Origin of the sequence: Polymorphobacter fuscus (genome assembly GCF_011927825.1) — a bacterium.
GTDB classification, from domain to species: Bacteria; Pseudomonadota; Alphaproteobacteria; order Sphingomonadales; family Sphingomonadaceae; genus Sandarakinorhabdus; species Sandarakinorhabdus fusca.
In genome coordinates this window covers 543,744-562,888 of the sequence record NZ_JAATJI010000002.1, presented here as the reverse complement: position 1 = coordinate 562,888, position 19,145 = coordinate 543,744, and the positions used below count along the sequence as shown (strand labels likewise).

General features: G+C 58.6%; 13 protein-coding genes. 12 read left to right on the top strand and 1 reads right to left on the bottom strand.

Annotation, left to right across the window (positions count from 1 at the left end):
- Nucleotides 1-23: 23 nt before the first annotated feature.
- The 9 genes from GGQ62_RS15945 to GGQ62_RS16780 all read left to right on the top strand — a co-directional run bounded on the left by GGQ62_RS15945 (nt 24) and on the right by GGQ62_RS16780 (nt 8,348).
- On the top strand, nt 24-524 hold the full coding sequence (locus GGQ62_RS15945) for a hypothetical protein (RefSeq protein ID WP_153401311.1): 501 nt from the start codon (nt 24-26) through the stop codon (nt 522-524).
- The gene (locus GGQ62_RS15940; RefSeq protein WP_152577783.1) at nt 521-1,195 is read left to right on the top strand and encodes a dual OB domain-containing protein; all 675 of its coding nucleotides are present in this window, start codon (nt 521-523) and stop codon (nt 1,193-1,195) included. The genes GGQ62_RS15945 and GGQ62_RS15940 overlap by 4 nt, the downstream gene beginning before the upstream one ends.
- The gene (locus GGQ62_RS15935) at nt 1,192-1,791 is read left to right on the top strand and encodes a DUF488 domain-containing protein (RefSeq protein WP_152577784.1); all 600 of its coding nucleotides are present in this window, start codon (nt 1,192-1,194) and stop codon (nt 1,789-1,791) included. The genes GGQ62_RS15940 and GGQ62_RS15935 overlap by 4 nt, the downstream gene beginning before the upstream one ends.
- Nucleotides 1,788-2,219, top strand: coding sequence for a DUF488 domain-containing protein (locus GGQ62_RS15930; protein ID WP_152577785.1), 432 nt, complete (start codon nt 1,788-1,790; stop codon nt 2,217-2,219). The genes GGQ62_RS15935 and GGQ62_RS15930 overlap by 4 nt, the downstream gene beginning before the upstream one ends.
- A gap of 41 nt (nt 2,220-2,260) precedes the next feature.
- The gene (locus GGQ62_RS15925; RefSeq protein WP_152577786.1) at nt 2,261-2,821 is read left to right on the top strand and encodes an HD domain-containing protein; all 561 of its coding nucleotides are present in this window, start codon (nt 2,261-2,263) and stop codon (nt 2,819-2,821) included.
- A 144-nt stretch (nt 2,822-2,965) separates the two neighbouring features.
- Nucleotides 2,966-3,667 (top strand): hypothetical protein, encoded by a 702-nt coding sequence (locus GGQ62_RS15920; protein ID WP_152577787.1) that lies wholly within the window; start codon nt 2,966-2,968, stop codon nt 3,665-3,667.
- Complete coding sequence (locus GGQ62_RS15915) at nt 3,664-5,721, top strand: UvrD-helicase domain-containing protein (protein WP_152577788.1); 2,058 nt, start codon at nt 3,664-3,666, stop codon at nt 5,719-5,721. The genes GGQ62_RS15920 and GGQ62_RS15915 overlap by 4 nt, the downstream gene beginning before the upstream one ends.
- 28 nt (nt 5,722-5,749) lie before the next feature.
- Nucleotides 5,750-7,972 (top strand): UvrD-helicase domain-containing protein, encoded by a 2,223-nt coding sequence (locus GGQ62_RS15910; protein ID WP_152577789.1) that lies wholly within the window; start codon nt 5,750-5,752, stop codon nt 7,970-7,972.
- On the top strand, nt 7,866-8,348 hold the full coding sequence (locus tag GGQ62_RS16780; RefSeq protein WP_152577790.1) for a topoisomerase DNA-binding C4 zinc finger domain-containing protein: 483 nt from the start codon (nt 7,866-7,868) through the stop codon (nt 8,346-8,348). The genes GGQ62_RS15910 and GGQ62_RS16780 overlap by 107 nt, the downstream gene beginning before the upstream one ends.
- 3 nt (nt 8,349-8,351) lie before the next feature.
- Here GGQ62_RS16780 and GGQ62_RS15900 read toward each other — a convergent pair whose 3' ends face one another.
- Nucleotides 8,352-9,035, bottom strand: coding sequence for a hypothetical protein (locus GGQ62_RS15900; RefSeq protein ID WP_243446143.1), 684 nt, complete (start codon nt 9,033-9,035; stop codon nt 8,352-8,354).
- Nucleotides 9,036-9,103: 68 nt separating this feature from the next.
- Here GGQ62_RS15900 and GGQ62_RS15895 point away from each other — a divergent pair, with 68 nt between their 5' ends.
- From GGQ62_RS15895 to GGQ62_RS15885, 3 genes are all read left to right on the top strand, one after another.
- A complete protein-coding gene (locus GGQ62_RS15895) occupies nt 9,104-9,436 on the top strand; it encodes an HD domain-containing protein (protein ID WP_207790504.1) in 333 nt (110 codons plus the stop codon).
- A gap of 260 nt (nt 9,437-9,696) precedes the next feature.
- Complete coding sequence (locus GGQ62_RS15890) at nt 9,697-13,077, top strand: STY4851/ECs_5259 family protein (RefSeq protein WP_152577792.1); 3,381 nt, start codon at nt 9,697-9,699, stop codon at nt 13,075-13,077.
- 60 nt (nt 13,078-13,137) lie between these two features.
- The gene (locus GGQ62_RS15885) at nt 13,138-19,143 is read left to right on the top strand and encodes a DEAD/DEAH box helicase (RefSeq protein WP_167649709.1); all 6,006 of its coding nucleotides are present in this window, start codon (nt 13,138-13,140) and stop codon (nt 19,141-19,143) included.
- Nucleotides 19,144-19,145 lie beyond the last annotated feature (2 nt).

The window sequence follows — 19,145 nt, the reverse complement described above, 5'->3', positions numbered from 1 at the left end:
CGATCTCGCAGATTCGGCGATCATTGCGCGTCATCCGCATGGTCAGCGAAATGCACCGCATGGGCTATCAGTGGGCGCGGTTCATGCCGAACATGCACCTGTCGTACCGGGTATGGATTGCACCGGCCGGAGCGTTTTCGCGGATCAACCCGGCGTTCATCCCGGGGGAGGCCGAGCCCAGCATCCAGTATTATTCGGCATCGGAAAACGAGTATTTCCACTGGACCGACGCCAAGAATGACACGGCCCGGCAGTTGGCAGAGAAGTTCATTGTGCGCTTCCCAGAGATCTCGGCGCGGTGCAGGGGGCGGGATTGGGCCTATGCTGGCTGGCTGGCCGAGTTGCTGGGAGTGCTGGAAGACGAGGTCGGGCGCCTTCCTCTCGTCATGCAAGACCATATGGAGCCATCGGGAGATCAAATGGAACAACTGCCGCTGAGATCATACTGGACAGCCGCGGGTCCAACGCTAGGCGATCGCTTCTTCCCGCTTCCGCCCCGATTTGAGCGTGAACCCGGCGCATGACCAACATACGAATGGTCTGCCTCGCGGCGTCGGCTCGCCCTGGCGGGTTCTGCTACGCGGGCAAGGATATCGATACAGAGCAATGGGTACGCCCGCTGACCAGCGAGGCCCATCACGCGATCACGGCGTATGATCGTGTTGTTGGGCCCGGCGATCCGGCAAAGGTTGGAGATGTCCTGAGCGTGCCGGTTGGGCGGTCCTTCCCGATCGGGTGTCAGACCGAGAACCGACTTAAGACCGGGCGTTGGGCGAGATTGGGGACAGTATCGTTTATTGAGGCCCGCCAATGTCTGGACGCGCCGGCGACGCTTTGGGAAAATAGGCTATCGACTAGAAATGGCCTTTTCGACGAGATGTCTGAAGCGGTAGCCAACGGGTTTGACCATTCACTTCTGCTGATCGAAGTGCAGGATTGCACGCTGGTAGGTAGCGATGAGGGGTGGGGCGGCGTTGCAAAGCCAAGGACCCGCGCCAGCTTTACCTACAACGGGGTTGGCTATTGTCTGCGTGCAACAGACCCCGCCTTCAACCTGCGTGTCGGTGAACGACGGGAAATCGGGCATGGACTTCTTTGTTGTTCCGTTGCCGAAGCATGGGCGCCGGAGGGACAAGCGGAGCGGTTCGTGTATAAGCTGGTGGCAGGCATCATCACGCCGGAGCGCCTTGGATGACGGACGTTTTCACAGTCGGGCATTCGACCCACTCGGAAGAAGTGTTCCTTCACCTGCTGCAATCCGCGGGTGTGACTGCCATCGGAGATGTGCGGTCATCGCCCTACAGCCGCTTCAACCCGCAGTTCAATCGCGAGCCGTTGAAGGAAGCGCTGAAGCGCGCCGGCATTTCCTATGCGTTTCTCGGGAAGGAGCTCGGCGCTCGGTCGGACGATCCACGGCATTACGTCGACGGCCAAGTCAGCTACGAGCGGCTAGCCGAAAGTGCGTTGTTCAAGACCGGTATCGAACGCGTGTTGAAGGGGGCGGCGGGCCATCGCATCGCGCTGATGTGTGCCGAAAAGGACCCGGTGACGTGCCATCGCACCATCCTGGTTTCGCGTTCTCTGGTCGATGCTGGCGTAGGGGTGAAGCACATCGGCCCCGATGGCGCGATCGAAGACCATGCTACGGCCATGTCCCGGTTGATGAAAGAATTGCGCATCGACGAGCATGACCTGTTCGCATCGCCCGCCGAGCTGACGGACCGCGCCTATAAGATGCAAGCGGACAAGATCGCCTACGAGCGACCAGACGAGGTGTCAGCAGCCGAATGAAGATTTTCACCATCGGTTTCACCAAATCGACCGCCCAGCATTTCTTCGACCGGCTGCGCCGCAGCAAGGCGCGGCTGCTGGCGGACGTACGCTTGAACAACGTCTCGCAACTCGCTGGCTTTGCAAAACGCGACGATCTGAAATGGTTTTCCAAGGAATTGGCGGCGATGGATTATCGCCATTTGCCGCAGCTGGCACCGACGCAGGAAATGCTCGACCGCTATAAGAAGGAAAAGGGCGATTGGAGCGCCTATGAGCGGGAGTTTCTCGGCCTGATGGAGTCGCGCAAGATCGAGAAGCTCGATCCGGCAATGCTCGATGGCGCATGCCTGCTGTGCAGCGAGGACAAGCCGCACAACTGCCATCGCCGGCTGGTCGCGGAGTATCTGCGGGGACATTGGGGCAATGTCGACATCGTGCATTTATAGTGCGCGTCTGACGCGCTGATCGAACAACATGGGGCCGAACAATGCTGACCGACCGATTTGACGACGCCCTCGCCTACGCCAGCCGCATTCACCGAGAGCAAATTCGCAAGGGTTCAGGCATTCCCTATGTCTCGCACCTACTTGGTGTGGCGTCGCTCGCACTGGAAGCCGGTGCCGATGAGGACCAGGCTATCGCAGCGCTGCTCCACGACGCAGTGGAAGACCAGGGAGGGCCGGAACGGCTGGCCGACATCCGCGCGCGCTATGGCGATCGGGTTGCCGACATCGTAGATCATTGCACCGATTCCGACACGGAACCGAAACCGCCGTGGCGGGCGCGCAAGGAGGCCTATATTGCCAGCTTGGCACACAAGCCGCCGGCATCGCTGCTCGTCTCGTTGGCCGACAAGACGCACAATATCGGCGCGATCCTTGCCGATCTGGCCAGCACCGGGCCGAGTGTGTGGGACCGGTTCACCGGCGAGAAGGACGGCACGCTCTGGTATTATGCGGCTTTGGCCGAAAGCTTTCAGACGCACCTTCCGGGCCATTCCGCCGATCGCTTGGCGGCGATGGTGATCCAAATGCACGAGCGAGCCTGAAGCGGATATGGCGGCTGATGACGGTTCTGGGGGTGTGGAATGGTGAGTAGAGAAATCCCGCAAGGTAACGCGACGATTCGATGGCAGCCCGACAAGCAGTATGGATTTGCCGGCGTCGTGATCCTTGCCGGCAAGCGTTCCTAGGTGTTTCACGACAACAACGAACAACGATTGATTGCCCGGCTGCGCAACGAGGCCGGCAAATTGCATCCTCATTATGTCGGCTTCGACGGCGCCATGAGGCGCTTCTGCGATTTTATGCCGGACGGTCTCCGCGGCAACACGAATGTCGCAATGGAGCGAACCTATAAGGTGGATGCAGCACTGGCATTGGCAAAGGTATTGCCGCTCGATGCCGCTATGAATGCCAGCGATGACGATGCTCAGCGCGTCGCCCATGCACGCTGCTGGATCAACCTCCTCTCCCAGTTCGAATCCATGCGCCTGAAAGATGTGCTGAACGGCTCGAATGGCGGCGCCTTCCTGCGGTCTGCTGCCCGCTTCGCATTTGGGGATTTTGCAGATGGTGGCCGTGGCATGGACAAGGCCGTTCAGCCGCATGGCCGGATTTCATGGCCGATGGCGACGTATTTCCCTAATCTTTGGGATTTCCAGCAGCACATGTTCTTGAAACCACTCGTGACGGTCGACTTTTCGGAGCGCGTTGGCCACCATTTTCACGATGACTACAAGGCCGAGATCAACGCTCAAACCTATGAAAGCCTGCTTGACCTCGTCGGCGCGACGCGCGCTGCGATCAGCTCGCTGGAGGCAAGAGACAATATCGACATCCAAAGCTTCATCTGGGTGGTCGGCAAGTACGAAGACGATGACGTGAAAACATGACCTTGCTCTACGCCTCTACGTTCACCGACGCGCTTGGGCGTCTGGCGGCGCCCGAACAGAAGCAGGCCAAACTGGCAGCGTTCGATCTGCAGCTCGATCCTCGCGGCAATGGCCTTCAGATGCACCGGATAGAAAAGGCGCCTGGGTTTTGGTCGGTGCGCGTCAGCGGTGACCTGCGCATCATTCTCTACAAGGAGGGTGAGACGACACTGCTGGCGTACGTTGATCATCATGACGCCGCATATTGGTGGGCAGAACGAAAACGTGTCGTGGCCCATGAACGCACCGGCGCGATGCAGTTTGTCGAAATGCCGATCGTCGTCGATGCTGCGCCTGTTGTGCCGACCATTTCGGCTGCGCTGCCGATCGAGACGAAGACGAAGCCGGCACCTGCAAGCTACCCGTTCTCTGCTCTGACCGACGACCAGATGCTCGATGTCGGTGTGCCGCGGGACTGGCTGAAGCTAGTCAGGGAAACAAAGCTCGACGACGTGGTGCAGCTTTATGCAAAGCTACCCGCCGAAGCCGCGGAAGCCCTCACAGATTACGCCACCGGCGGGCGATTGGAGGACCATATTGCGGTGAAGGCTGTCGATGCCGATCCGTTCACCCACCCGGATGCCCAACGCCGATTTCGAACTGTCGACAACATCGAGGAACTGCGGGCCGCGCTCGATCAGCCATTCGAAAAATGGGCGGTTTTCCTACATCCGGCACAACGGGCGCTGGTGGAACGGAAATGGTCAGGCCCGGCGCGCGTGGCGGGTTCGGCAGGCACCGGCAAGACGATTGTGGCGTTGCACCGGGCTGTCCATCTGGCCCGAGAGGATGAAGGCGCGCACGTCCTGCTGACAACTTTCTCCAAGTCTCTGGCAACGGCCTTGGAAGGCAAGCTGCACATCCTGACCGAAGCGGAGATCGCGGTCAGATCCAGAGTTACAGTGCGAGCGCTCGATCAGGCAGCCTATGAGCTTTTCTCACGTGCCTTTGGTCAACCGAACCTAGCAACAGCGAGCCAAGTACAAGCAGCCATCAAGGCAGCGCTCGATGCTGATCCCGAAAGCTGTATGACGGCTGAATTCCTGTTCGACGAGTGGGACGAGGTGGTGGATGCCTGGCAGGTCAGTTCGGAAGCTGCCTATGCGGAGGTGCCCAGGATTGGACGCAAGACACGTCTCGGCTTGCGGCAACGGACTGCAGCTTGGGCGGTGTTCGATTTCGTGCGTGAACGTTTGGCGCAGCGCAAGTTGACAACCTGGCCGGAGATCTACGGGCAATTGAGCACCGCGGCGATCGGGAAGCTGCCGTTCACACATATCGTTGTCGATGAGGCGCAGGACCTGACTGTGCCGCAAGCACGCTTCCTGGCGAAGGCTGGAGAGGGCCGCAGCGAAGCGCTGTTCTTTGCCGGCGATCTCGGGCAGCGCATCTTTCATCTGCCGTTTTCCTGGGCGAAGCTCGGGATTGATGTCCGCGGGCGTAGCCACTGCCTCAAGGTTTGTTATCGCACTTCACACCAGATCCGCGTTTCCGCTGACCGCCTGCTGCCGGCGACTATTGCCGACATGGACGGTGTCGAAGACGGCCGCAGGGGTACTGTCTCGGTGTTCGATGGGCCGGTGCCGAGCGTGTCTCTGTTCGCGGACCAAGAAGCGGAAATTGCAGGCGTTGCAAAGTTCATCGAGACCGCCTGCACCACGGGCGCAATGGCATCGGAAGTCGCTGTCCTTGTTCGCGGAAATGCCCAGCTAAAAAGGGCACGAGCGGCGATCTCAATGGCTGGCTTCGACCCGCGCAACGCGGCTTCACCGGTCATCGCGTTGATGCACGATGTCAAGGGACTTGAATTCAAATCCGTAGCTGTAATGGCTTGCGACGAAGATGCCCTGCCTGATCCGGAACGCTTACGAGCCGTTGGTGACGACGCCGACCTTGCCACCGCATACGATACCGAACGACATCTGCTTTACGTGGCTTGCACCCGGGCACGCGATGGGTTGATGGTTAGCGCCGTCCGCCCGGGATCGGAATTTCTCGATGATCTTCGCGCGTGACGGGCTCTAAATTCGTCTGGACGGAATTGTGATTGAGTGGCTTGTCCTTGCGGCTGCTGCAGTCGTTGCCGACGGCCTTTTTGGCTTAGACAGCAAGCGCTCGTCATCTGGCGGATTTCAACCTGTACGCTTCAACGAAGCCGAGTGGCGCCAGAAACAGGACAACGAGCAGAAGCTCTGGCGCGCGCGATGGGAACCGAGCGTTGATCGCTCACGGTGGATTCCGCAAAGTACGGCTCATCGGATCATGGCGGGCTTTCCACTACCCGGGTTTGACACTGGAACCGTCCATTCGAATCTCAATAGGTCGTGGAAACTCAAAGCATTGCTCGCTGAATTCGCAGCGCACAACGAGAAGTTTCTGGTCGATCAAAAGATCAAACTTCAGGAGTATTTTTCAACCGTCGAGGAGGCTCCACTCACGGATGAGCAGATGGATGCCTGCATTTGCATGGATGACGCTGTGCAGGTCGTTGCCGCCGCAGGCTCTGGTAAAACCTCTACAATGGTGGCCAAGGCAGGGTACGCCATGAAGCAAGGGCTGGCGGAGCCTGATCAGATCCTAATGCTGGCCTTCAACAAAGATGCTGCGATCGAGCTCAAGCAACGAGTAAAAAAACGCCTGGCGCTTTTCGAGAAAGTTGATCGGGTCGTCGCAGAGACGTTTCATGCTTTCGGGTTGCACGTCATCGGCACTGCAACGGGAAAAAAGCCTTCTCTTGCTCGATGGGCAGAGCCAGGCCAGGATGTGGCAACTGTCAGCGAGATCATCACTTTTTTAGAGCGCAGCGACTCAAAATTCGCCGCCGCCTGGGATGACTTTCAAACCATATACGCACGTGACATTTTGAATCCCGGTGACGATGAAACACCCGATTCCTATGCAAACGGCGTCGCAGGTTTTCGGACCGCAAGTGGCATAGTCGTCAAAAGTGAAGGCGAACGCACCATCGCCAACTGGCTCTACTTCCGGGGCATTCGTTTTGAATATGAAAGGCCGTATGAACACGAAACGGCCGACAAGTACCATGGTCAATACCGACCTGATTTTTTCTATCCTGACATCAACCTTTACCATGAGCATTTCGCCATAAAATCAAACGGTGCGAGTTTTGAGAAGTTCGTAGGCTATATGGATGGTGTTGCCTGGAAGCGCGACCTCCACAAGCAGCAAGGCACCAAGCTTTTTGAGACGACATTCCAGCAGTTTGTCGACGGCGATATGCCACGATTACTCGAAGCCGAATTGCGAAAGCACGGGCTTGATCCAAAGCGCGATCACTCCATTCGACCACAGTCACCATTGCCAATGGACAACCGTTCGATGGCGCGTCTCGTCCGCGTCTTCCAGCAGCACGTCAAAGGCAACGGCCTCACAACCGCGGCGCTCCAGGTCGCGGCGGACCGCTACTGCCAGACAGGCTTCCCCGCTCGCATTCGTACCTTTCTGTCGCTCTACCTTGCAATCGCGGGCGAGTGGCAGCGAAGGCTTGAACGGGAGCAGAGCATAGACTTCGATGACATGCTCCTAGAAGCTGCCGCCCATGTCGAATCCGGCCGGTACGTTAGCCCCTTCCAGATGGTTTTGGCCGACGAGTTCCAAGACAGTTCCCGTGCACGCATCCGGCTCCTCAAAGCGTTGACAGCGCAACGTGAGGGAATTCACCTCTGTGCTGTCGGAGACGATTGGCAGGGCATCAACCGGTTTGCTGGCGCCGACATATCGGTCATGAACGAATTTGAACGCAATTTCTCGAATTCAAGTCGCTTGGCTTTGGGAACAACGTTCCGGTTTCCTCAAACCCTCTGCGACGCATCGAGTGCATTTATTCAGAAGAACCCGGCTCAAATTAAGAAGGAAGTTAAAACTACAAGCCTGCTGAAGGGACAATCTGTGTTCGCCTTTGGCTTTGCCGGCGTTGACACTGCCTCCCGACATCTGGAAAGCCAGCTCAACAAGGCATATCATTCGGCGGATGCGAACCACCATTCTGGAACGAGCAATCTCGTCCGCGTGATGATCCTTGGCCGATATAGGTCGGACAAGCCCGCCGAAATCGCGCGATGGCAGCGGATGTTTAGAGACAGGCTGGCGATAGACTTCCGGACGATCCACTCAGCGAAGGGGCTGGGCAGAGTTTGTTGTGCTTCTAAATGTGAAAGAAGGGCCAAAAGGCTTCCCAAGCCAGATCCAAGACGACAGTCTCTTGCAAATCCCGATGCCAGCACCCGATCCCTTCCCTATGGCTGAAGAACGGCGCCTCTTTTATGTGGCCCTGACGCGTGCGAGGCGAGAAGTCTGGATTTATACCGGCCTTGACCAAGTCTCTCGATTCCTGATCGAGATGGAAACCGACGGTTGTATTGCAATTGAGGCAGTCGATGGGGAAAGGGCCGTTTATTGTCCAACTTGCAGGGTTGGCACCCTCAAAAAAATATCGGGCCGATACGGCGAATTCCGGGGCTGCTCGAACTACCCTCGGTGCCGTCATACCTCGAAACTTATGGCGGAACTGGTCTTCCGACGACCTGAAATCCTGAACCCAAATCCCCGTACAGAAAGCAGCTCAATTACACCAAGCAGTCCAAATCCCATCGATTTCGACGATTGCGAAATACCGTATTAGATTTTAGAGCGGATTTCGACCTGCGTGAATCTCCGATACAAGACTGCGTACTGATTGCGATATATCGACTATGCCGCGCCACTGATCCTCGTGACTGCCCAAATTGTTTTCCATGCCCATCTTGGTCAACGTACCTGTCGGCACGGGATAGCTCCTGATTTGTCTCTTTGGCTGATCGCTCCATGTCACATTGAACGCCCAAAACTTCGGGAAAAAATACATCCCGGAGTAGGGCAAATGATCGTGGACCCACCAGGCGAGCTTCTGCCAGTCTCCGGGTTCCTGAAATGCGTCCCAGAATGCCGGAACGACGATGCAGGCGGTGGCGCCGATCCTGCCGTCGGCAGCAGCCATATCCCAGATATGGCCGGCGGCATTGTCAGCGTTTGTCGCGCAGTTATAGCCGCCCTTCCCTTCGCGCATCATCTGGTTGCCCAATCCGTTAACCTGGGCGGAGCGGTACGCCGACCGGATGGCGATCCGCCCAAACGTGTCCTGAAGGGGCTCGAGAATATCCTCGCAAAGGCGTGTTCCAGTCTTGATAGCTAAATCAGGATCGTCGGGGATGTTCGAAAGTCCGTGAATGGCGGCGATATCCGAATACAAGAAATCGCGCAGAAAGAAGCTCTTCGACAAGCGAACGCGGCCCAGGTCGGTCAGACCCTGAACGGTTTTAGGTTTTCTCATCAGAACAACTGGCCCCCTCAGATGCCTGCTTTGGCACACGTTTTCGAGATCGATGCAATGCCTGCAGCGTGACAGGTTCATACGAGGAGCTGGTCGGCGCCTTTGGCCGCGAGATCGCCGACGTCGTCGCCGAGGTGACTGACGAAAAGTCGCTCGACAAAGCCGAGCGCAAGCTATTGCAGATCGAGCACGCCGCGCGTGCCTCGCCGCGAGCCAAACTGGTCAAGCTCGCCGACAAGACCTGCAACCTGCGCGACCTCGCCACCACGCCACCGGCGGACTGGTCGGACGAAAGGCGCTGGGAGTATTTTGAATGGGCGAAGAAGGTGGTTGCTGGCGTTCGCGGCTCCAACACTGGCCTCGAAGCGGCGTTTGACAAAGCCTGTCTCACCGGCGGTTGAGCGGTACCAGAGATTCCGCGAATTGAAGACACGTCTTTAGCGCTGTGTACGTCGCGTTATCGCTGCTGAACGGATCGGCTAGCGATTACAAAGTACAAATCTCCTGCTCGGGTTTCCGGAATAGGCGAGCAAGTCAAAAGGGGAAATCTGGCACTCCAGAAAGTTCAACACAGAATTTGCTGATGCGCGGGCGTCCCACCATCAACGAATTGACATCAAAGGACTAAAGCCTATCGAGAGCAAAGGCCGGGGGGAGCAGTATGGACGGCGAGCAGGAAACACTTAATTCAGACGATTATTGGCGGGCTCGCATCGCGGCAGCCCTTGCCCTGGACGAGCTGGACTCGATCGACAAGGATCTAGAAGCGTTGGGCTCTGGGGCACGCAAGTGGCGCTTTGCCGTCGCTGTTCGCCGGAATGCCTTGAAGGGCAATGCGACGCCCGGCGTAACTCCCAAGTCGAACTCATCGGACAACGCACAGACATCCACACCGAAGACGCCCTTTGCCACCGCTTATGGCCTTCCAGCGCCGGATGGGCGCAGACTCCATGGTTACCGGTTGACCGCTAACAACTTCTCGGCCTTGCAGGCGGATTTGGCTCAGCACCGAAGCTACAAGCGCCTAGACACTGGTTATAATCCCGGGCTGTTTGCGCTTTGGGCATCGGAATGGTTCCGCAGGTCCTATCGTGGGGGCTCTCGGAATTGGGATAGCCTTACATCCGTTCTTGGGCTGCCCCAGCCGGGCCAGATTGAGCAGAACGTGCTCCGCGATATCACGCGCTCTGGTCTTAAGCAGTGGGGCCGGCCGGTTTATAGCCAGACCAGCAATCAATATCTGGCCACGTTAGCCAGGGAAGGCGGGTTCCCGGCATATGCGGTCGCAGCAGGTGCACAAGGTTGGGCCAAAGCTATCCTCGAGGCGATCGTGCAGCGCCTGATGCGGTCTGCAGCAACCAATGAAATCGACGCACTGGCGCTCGCTGAGGAGCAAGCTATCAATCTGCCAGGCGTCTTCAAAGACCAGGAGTTCATCCAGCTTTGCGCTGACCTAGCGTTCGCAATCGTCAAGGTGCGGCGCGACTATGAACCAGCGGCGAACGCAGAGGGTATGCCGCTCGCCTCCTGGTTGAAACTCAACCAGCCAAATTGGCACAACGTCCTACCGATCTCGACGGGGGAAGCTGAAGCTGACAAGCTTATCGAAGCGCTGATCCAGGTCGAGGCCATCAAGGGATCGGTCGTCACCGTTGAAAGATTTCTACTTCGCGATCCATTTGAGGGAGCTTGGCGGGAAGCTGTCAGGCTTGTCCTGGATGGCGAAATATCAGCCGCAAATATGGCGTCAGTTGATAAGTCGCATGGACGCCTTCGCGCCTTCGCAGCCGGTGCGATGGCCAAGCATTTGCCGGGTGAATTGGCACTCTTTGACCCGCCCGCATTCGACGCAAACACTTGGAGCGTAAGGTCAAGTCGGGACGCACGAGGCATTAGGCCTCTACCCTTCAATTGTGCACTGCAGATCGATTTGCGAGCCGGAAGCCGACTCATCTCTCAAGTCGACTTACCGGGTGGGAAGCCCCGCCGCGGTCAGCTTTTGGTATGCGTACTCGAAGAGGGCGATATCGACGTACCACGGGCATTGCGCGTCGTGGGCTCGGGTTCGGGTAGTTATCGCCAGTCTGAGCTTTTCCTGCAAGTGCCAGCCAACTGGGCGGTGTTTGCGACGGACCAAGGCAGTATCACCGACCTCGGTGCCGGGGTCGGTCAAACCAAAATTTGGCGGGTCACAGGCGGCGCGCGTCTCACTGACCCGACCAATGACATTTACAAGGTCTTGTGCGGGCAATCGAAGGATCAGGCGGCCAGAATAGATCTCATTGGCAGTCACCCGCGGTGGGCGTCCGTTGAGGGAGATGTCGACCTTTTTGCAGGACCGCCGCACGTCTCCAAATCAGCCGAGGGAAACCTGGTGGTCCGGCAACTAGGAAGCAGCTTGTGGAAGCCGGCGCCCGCTAGTTTGCCAATCGGCCATTATGAGCTTGGCCTGCGTCAAGACGGGATCATGGTCGACCGCCGGCGTGTCGCAGTCTTGCCCGTAACCGCGAACATCACGACCGTCTTCAAGAGCAGCGGCGCTGAATTCGAGCTAACGGGCTTTGAAGGTGTCGCCATTTCTCCCGCCGGCGACGCACCGGTCCAGGCTTCCGCAAAAGGGGACCGCTGGCTGCCAAAGCCTGTGCCAACTATGGCGCACTGCTTTTCGGCCAAGATTGACTGGCAAAGCGCGACGCCACTGATGGTGACGATCGCCTATCCGGTCGAAGCTTCTATTGCGACTTGGGATGGTCGCATCCTGCCCCACAGGTCTATATTGACCATCGATGACCTGTCTGGCTTGGTGGCGGTCGATCAAGGGGACATGGTCCTGCTTGCGCACTTGCGCGACCCCAAGTCGTCGATCCGCGCTGAGATGTCGTGGTCATTCTCGCGAGAAATGCCGATGAGCGCGATCGCATTGGACATTGCAAGTGTGTTGCTGCCGACCTCGATCGACGCTGAGGTGGTCCTCGACATGAACAACGGGATCAACACTAACTGGCACGTCCGGCAATTTCCTTTAGAATTGAAGAAGGAAGGCACTCGCTTTGTCGCGAGCGAGGCGATCGTGGACGACAGCGTTGAGCTTTGGGGAAGATCGTTCCTCGATCCGCTCGTTGAACAAAGCTTTGGCCCATACTCATTGCTCAGTGACAGCAATCACCGGCCGATCGCACTGCCCGACGAGTTGCACGGCGATTGGCTGGTCTATCTGCGTCGCGAAACCCGCGTGTTGACCCGGCCCCAATATGTCCGGACGGTGCCATCGGGATCAGCGCCCGTTGGTATACTCGCGCAGGCAATGGCGGCCCCTTTCGGCGCTGCTCAAGATCAGGCGCTGGCCGAATTCTTGAAACTTGCTGGAAGCGATGAACCGGAATCAGCTGCTGCCTTGGCGGAATTGCTCAAGCTGGTGGAAAGCCTGAAGGGCCTGCCCCCTGTAACCTTTAACGTGCTTACCAAGCTGCCGGCATTTCCGGACGTCCTGGCCCGCCTCGCATATTGCGCGCAGCCGGATCAGCGCGATGCGGTGATGGGCCTGGCTTTTGGCTTGCCTTTTGCCTGGTTCACGATCGCCAAATGCCATTGGAAAGCTGCCGAACAAGCCTTTGGCCAGGCCAGTATGGAACTGTTCAAGGATTTGGGCGCTGATGCCCCACGCTTTTCCCTGCAGCGCATTGAAATGGCGAGGAAGGCCATCAGCGAACGCCAGCCGTTGCTGGCGCCGGTGCTCGGCGAATGCGATGCCGTCCCGCTAGGGGATGCCGCACAGGCCTTCATGCGACATGCAGTGCAACAGATCCAAACTACCCACGGCACACGATACAGGGCCCGTCTCGCCACGGCGCTGCCTGCCTACTTCCAGCGATTTAACCAGCAGTATTACGACACGCTGGACGCACCTTGTGCCGCAGCCCTCGCTGTCCGCGGCGAGTGGAACCCTACGCCAAGTGATATTCAGCACTTTAAGTTGATCGAACGGACCTTTCCCACTTGGTTCTCAGAGGCGTTTGCCGTCTCCCTGCAAGGATATTCGTGAGTGGCTGAAACAGATGCTCCGATGCTGCCAATGCGCCCTGTAACGGGCCCATTAAAGACCATGGAGTTGATCCGGGAGCGGACCGTTGAAGCCGTCCTCGGCCGGTCAGGGCTCAATCACCGCGCGCTGGCTGCTGAAATCCGCCGCCGGTTAGGATCACGCGATGTGAGTGAAGGCGCGCTCGTGCGCGAGCCGGTGATCGAAGGCGCTGCGCCATTTGAAGTGGAGGGACGCACCTTTGCCGATTGCGCGGGCTCCCTTCTCCACCCCAAAGTTATTAGCGCGATTTCGAGCGAGAGCGCAGGTGAGTATCGCTTTCCGCCCGATGCCCAGCCATACCGCCACCAGATCGCTGCTTGGGAACATTTGACGGCACCCGATCGGCGTTCAGTGCTGGTGTCGAGCGGCACAGGTTCTGGCAAAACCGAATGCTTCGTGATGCCGCTGCTGCACGATCTTGCCTGTGAAGCTGAGCAGGCCGGTCGATTGCAGGGTGTGCGGGCAATCGCTCTCTATCCCCTGAATGCCCTGATTGCGAGCCAGCAAGAACGACTGCGAGCGTGGACCGCCCCGTTCGATGGCAAGGTGCGTTTTGGCCTCTACAATGGTTTGACGCAGGAAAGATTGCGGGCCCAAGACAAGGTTCGGCCTGAACAAGTGCTTGATCGCGCAACGCTTCGCAGTGATCCGCCGCCTATCCTTGTGACTAACGTTGCCATGCTCGAGTATATGCTCGTGCGCCGGATCGATCGGCCGCTGATTGAGAAAAGCCAGGGCACGTTGCGCTGGATTATCATCGACGAGGCACACAGCTATGTGGGTTCATCGGCCGCCGAGATTGCACTTCTGCTACGGCGGGTCCTGCTGACGTTTGGTGTGACCGCCGAGCAAGTGCGGTTCGTGGCGACATCGGCCACGATCGGCGGCGAAGGGATGGATGTCACTGACGAGCTGCGGCGGTTCTTGCGGGATATTTCGGGCACAGATGAGCGCAAAGTCCATGTCGTACTAGGCAAACGTGAAGAAATACTGCTGCCGGAGCCCGCCCTCTCGTCGTCTCTGAGCACAGTCGACCTGACAAACCGAGACCGCGTCGCGGCTAGTCCAGCTGTTCAGGCATTTATTCGGGAAGCTGAATGCAAGCCCGTACCGCTGGCGCAGGCTGCCCGGCTTTTGAAACCGGTCGGACAGCCGCTCGACCAAGTCATCGAGGCCATCGCAAACGATCAAGATCGCCAGCGTGGGCCGCTGCTGCCGCTGCGCATTCACGGGTTCTTGCGCGCGGTGCCGGGCCTTTGGAGTTGTATAAATCCCAACTGCGCTGACCAGCCAGCTGGATGGCCCTATGGAGCCATATCAGTGGAGCGCACTGACAACTGCGCGACATGCAAGGCGCCGGTTCTAGAGATTCTCACCTGCAGTGAATGCGGCGAGCCGTATCTGGACTGCGAAGAACGAGAAGGGCGATTGCAGGCCCGCTACACCCCGCCCGTTCTGGACGAATTCGCAGCGCTTAGGGAACGCGAGTTTGTCGATGACGGCGACGATGACCAAGACCAAGACGAAAATACCGCATCGAGCTACGATGCACTGCGCCAGTCCGTCGGGGTGCGCCGACTGAGTGGAGCCCGCGATGCCTATGTCGAGCCGATGTCCGGTGTGCGCCACGACAGTTCAACTTCTGCCACCCACACCTACCCCATCTATCAGACGGAAAGCTGCGGAGCATGCAATGCGTCTGCTACCCCCAAGCGTAGCATTGTTCTGCGGCCGATCCGTTTCGGCGCCCCCTATCTAATTGGCAACGCTGCCCCGGTCCTGCTGGAAGGCGTAGAGCCGCGAAAGGTAGAGACGCCAGGGGCCTACAGGGCGCCCGCAGATGGGCGCCAACTCTTGTCGTTCACAGACAGCCGGCAAGGTTCCGCGCGTTTTGCTGCCAGCTTGCAGACAACGTCAGAAAGAGCCTTCGTCAGAGGGATCATTTATCATTCTGTCCAAGGCAGCATGGCTGCTGGCAGCGACGAGGATCCTGAAATCGGGACCATCCGAAGTGAGATCGCCACCCTCGAAGGCCTTGCGCTGAAGTTAGGAGCAAGCGCGCCTTCCGATCTCAAGGACATGATCAAGGCACGTGAAGCTGACTTGGCTCAGAAGTTACAGCCCAACCTCGGTGGGATTGCCTGGCCTGAGTTCCGCAAGCATTTCGCCGCCCTTCCCGAGATTCATCATTGGATGGCCAAGGTCTGGGGCCCGCGAGAGGATCGTTATGGCAAGGACCCGATCGCCTTTGCCGAGTTTCTTCTTCTCCGCGAATTCAATCGCCGGCCGCGCCGCGGCAGTACGCCGGAGACGATGGGCTTGGCGCGCCTACGCTTCGATGCCGTGGACAACGTGAAGATCGTTCCGCCCGAGCTGCAGGCCAAAGGGAAAGGCGTCGGTGATTGGCGAGACCTGCTCTACGTCATGATCGATACAGTTGTGCGGGCTCAAGCCGTCATTCGAGCCGATTGGAACGACGTGCACTGGCTCGGGTCGCAAACGCCGCTTTCGACGTTGCTGCCCCCAGGTGAGACAAGCCAAGCGAGGCGGGAACTTGCTTGGCCCCAAATCAACAAGCCCGGCGGATTGCCGTCCAACCTGGTTCTTGCCCTCGAAAAAGCCTTGCAGCTTGATCATGACAAGGGAGAAGATCGGCGCGATATCAACAGTATCCTGAATTCCGCCTGGCTTGCCCTGCGCCCCATTTTGTCATCGCAGCAACAACCGGGCTACGCTTTGGATTTCGCCAAAGCACGGATTGCGCCGGTCACCGATGCATGGCTGTGTCCGGTGACCGGCCAGGTGCTGCCGGCCACTGTCTTGGGTTACAGTCCCTATGGCCATCGAGATGGGCTGAAAACAGCCGACACATCCCCGTCTATAATCCAGCTTCCGCAGCTGCCGGTGTCTTTCCCCAACGCAGATGGCGTGCTGGCAATACGAGCCTGGCTATCAGACGATGAGCAGGTGAAGACGCTAAGGGACGTCGGGGTTTGGACCAACTTGCACGATCGCGTGGCTGTTCTGTCGCCTTACATGCGCGCAGCCGAGCATTCGGCCCAGCAGCCAGCCTACCGGCTGCGGCAGTTCGAGACGGAGTTCAAACGCGGCGAGATCAACATCCTCAACTGCTCGACCACCATGGAAATGGGCGTCGACATCGGCTCGGTTTCTGCCGTGATGATGACAAACGTACCCCCATCGCTTGCCAGCTACCGCCAGCGGGTCGGCCGTGTCGGTCGGCGGCGCCAAGGGTTTGCCAGTTCGCTGACTTACACGCGTGACACTCCGCTCGATCGGGAAGCTTTTCGCGATCCTGCCGGCTATCTCAGTCGTCAAACGCGCGCACCGCAGGTCCGACTTGATAGCCGCCGCATCGTCCAACGGCATATCAACGCTTTATTGCTCGCGCGCTGGTTCGCGAGCGCAGGCGGTGAAGCCCTAAAGACGCGCGCAGGCGATTTCTTCGGCTGCCCCGAGACATCCGGTACACCTCCGATCGAAGCTAGCCCGGTTCGAACCTGCATTGCGTGGCTGGGGGCTCCCAGCACTTGGAGCGAACTCCACAACGAAGTGGGTCGTCTGGTAACCGGGACAGCCCTCGATCGCGATCAGTCGCTCTTCGTGGCGGCAGCCAGCATGCTTGAGGAGGTTGCTGCCAGCTTCGTGACCGAATGGGAGCTAATGCAGGCTCAGATCGCCAGCGTCGATGTCCCAGAAGGCCGTGCTGGCCTTGAGTATCAGCTCAAGCGGTTGACGCGCGAGAACCTGCTAAAGGAGTTGGTCGTCCGCGGGTTTTTGCCCGCGCATGGGATGCCAACAGCTGTGGTGCCCTTTGTCCATGAGGACAAACCAGGAAATGACGCTGCGTACGACAGCACGGACCAGCAGGATGAGGGCAACCAGCGGCGGCGCAGCTACCCTTCCCGAACTCTCGATATCGCTATCAGGGACTACGCGCCTGGCTCCGAGATCGTCGTCAATGGGCTCGTTTATCGATCCGCAGGTGTCACTCTCAACTGGCAGCGCCCGTCTGATGATGCGCAGGCCCGGGAGGTGCAGTCGCTCCGGATCTTCTGGGCTTGCCCGTCCTGCGGGGCCGCCGATTGTTCGCCTGTCGTTCCTGACGCGTGCCCGTCTTGCCGCGAGGAGCTTCCCAATGGTGCGAGCCGACGTTTTCTTGAACCGACCGGCTTCATCGTCGATATGGCGGAAAAGCCACACGCTGATACCGACCAAGTACGCTACGTCGAACCGGAGCCGGAACAAATCGTTGTTCGCAACACGGTCTGGCAAAAATTTGTGACCCCAGAGCTTGGCCGGATGCGTGCAAGCGCAGATGGCCTGGTGTTTTTCTCATCCCGCGGGGTGGGTCACAAGGGCTACCATATTTGCCTTGAATGTGGCCGAGCTGAGCCCGTGTCCGCGGTTGTGAGCGGTACCAAGGCATTGCTGGATCACGCCCCCTTGCGCGGTACGCGCCGAAATGCCGCCGGCCTATGCCCAGGCAACGAGAAGTCGTTCAAGATCACCACTCCCATCGCGCTTGGGTATGAGGCGGCCACTGATGTTACCGAGCTCCAGCCTGTTGGTCTCGAGAATGAAGGCGCTGCCTGGGCTGCGGTTGCAGCGTTACGAGAAGCCCTCTGCCGGCGCTTAGGAATTGAAACTAACGAAATCGGGATTGCCGTACGATCTGCACGCAGCATCTTGGGGCAGAAAACCCACTCGCTATTCCTTTTCGATCGCGCCGCCGGTGGGGCAGGCTTCGCGCCAAATGCGGTGCGATGGTTCGAAGAGCTGCTGCATGAGGCGGCACAAATTTTAGACTGCCAAGAGCCCGGCTGCGTCAAAGGCTGCTCCGCTTGCGTGCTGACGGTGGACTTGTTCAAGCACCAAGAGAGCATCGACAGGCAAGCTGCGTTGAGCTGGGCCAGGACCACTCTTGAGGCGCTCGGACGTATCGATGAAGCCGACATGGCGGCACCCGATGCGCGCCATTGCCCGTCCGTGGCTGACGCGCTGGTGGACGCGGTTGAAGGTGGTGCCCAGACAGTTACGGTCTGGGCTGGTCCTGAAACGGATGTCGCTTACGTAGGTCGCGGTCTCTTTGAGGCAACGGTCCAAAAGATCACCACGAAAGGCAAGCGGGTGCGCTTGGTGATTGAACAGGCATGGCTGGACAAACTCGACCCTGCGGCTCGGCTTGCCCTACGCGATGCCGCCAAAGCACTCAACCTCGACCTGAGGGTCGGCAAGGCGCCTGTCTATTCCAATGGCGCCATCACCGTTGCCCAAAATGATGGAGCACGGCCGTACGCGTGGGTGACGCGTGATCTTCATGCCCGCAATCTGTCGCCCGATTGGGGACATGCTGCCGTCAGAATTACGGCTGAGCCTGCACCACTGAGTGTCGGGCTTGTACTCGACAGCTTGCTGCCCGCATCGGGCACTCAGTATCTTGAACTTTCCAAGGAACTGGACGGAGATCTGATCGGCTTCGGTAGCCGCTTTGCGACACTGCTTGCTCCGCACATTCGAGCCGCTGGGGGCTTAGGCCCCCTGGCACGCATTACGTACAATGACCGATACTTGCAGACACCGCTCAGTGTCCGTCTTCTCACCGACGCGATAAAAGGCATCCACGAGGAATTTGGCAGTCAGGGGAAAATCTCCGCCGGAATCATCACCAATCCACTTCGCCCGAATGACCGGCAGCCATTTGCGCCCGATCATGATTGGCAGTTTGCCGAAGACCGCGACGAGGTGCTTATCGGCTTGCTTGAGGCTGCTGGTTTTGACGTCAAACTCGATGATCGCAATGCCGGACACGGGCGGGTGCTGACGTTGCACTTTGCGCAAAATCACGCGGTTCGCATCATCCTTGATCAAGGCTTTGGTCCTTGGCGGACGCCATCATTTGCACGGTTTGATTTTGGCGCAGAAGTCACGAAGCAATTGTCTAAACTGGCCCAATTCAACGCAATTGTGAGTGCCCGCGGGGCTGGCTACGTGGTCATCACTTGAAC

What these genes read in the sequence shown, in the direction of transcription:
- GGQ62_RS15940 (WP_152577783.1), top strand. Translation starts at nt 521, where the DNA reads ATGACCAACATACGAATGGTCTGCCTCGCGGCGTCGGCTCGCCCTGGC.
- GGQ62_RS15935 (WP_152577784.1), top strand. Translation starts at nt 1,192, where the DNA reads ATGACGGACGTTTTCACAGTCGGGCATTCGACCCACTCGGAAGAAGTG.
- GGQ62_RS15930 (WP_152577785.1), top strand. Translation starts at nt 1,788, where the DNA reads ATGAAGATTTTCACCATCGGTTTCACCAAATCGACCGCCCAGCATTTC.
- GGQ62_RS15925 (WP_152577786.1), top strand. Translation starts at nt 2,261, where the DNA reads ATGCTGACCGACCGATTTGACGACGCCCTCGCCTACGCCAGCCGCATT.
- GGQ62_RS15915 (WP_152577788.1), top strand. Translation starts at nt 3,664, where the DNA reads ATGACCTTGCTCTACGCCTCTACGTTCACCGACGCGCTTGGGCGTCTG.
- GGQ62_RS15900 (WP_243446143.1), bottom strand. Translation starts at nt 9,035, where the DNA reads ATGAGAAAACCTAAAACCGTTCAGGGTCTGACCGACCTGGGCCGCGTT.
- GGQ62_RS15890 (WP_152577792.1), top strand. Translation starts at nt 9,697, where the DNA reads ATGGACGGCGAGCAGGAAACACTTAATTCAGACGATTATTGGCGGGCT.
- GGQ62_RS15885 (WP_167649709.1), top strand. Translation starts at nt 13,138, where the DNA reads ATGGAGTTGATCCGGGAGCGGACCGTTGAAGCCGTCCTCGGCCGGTCA.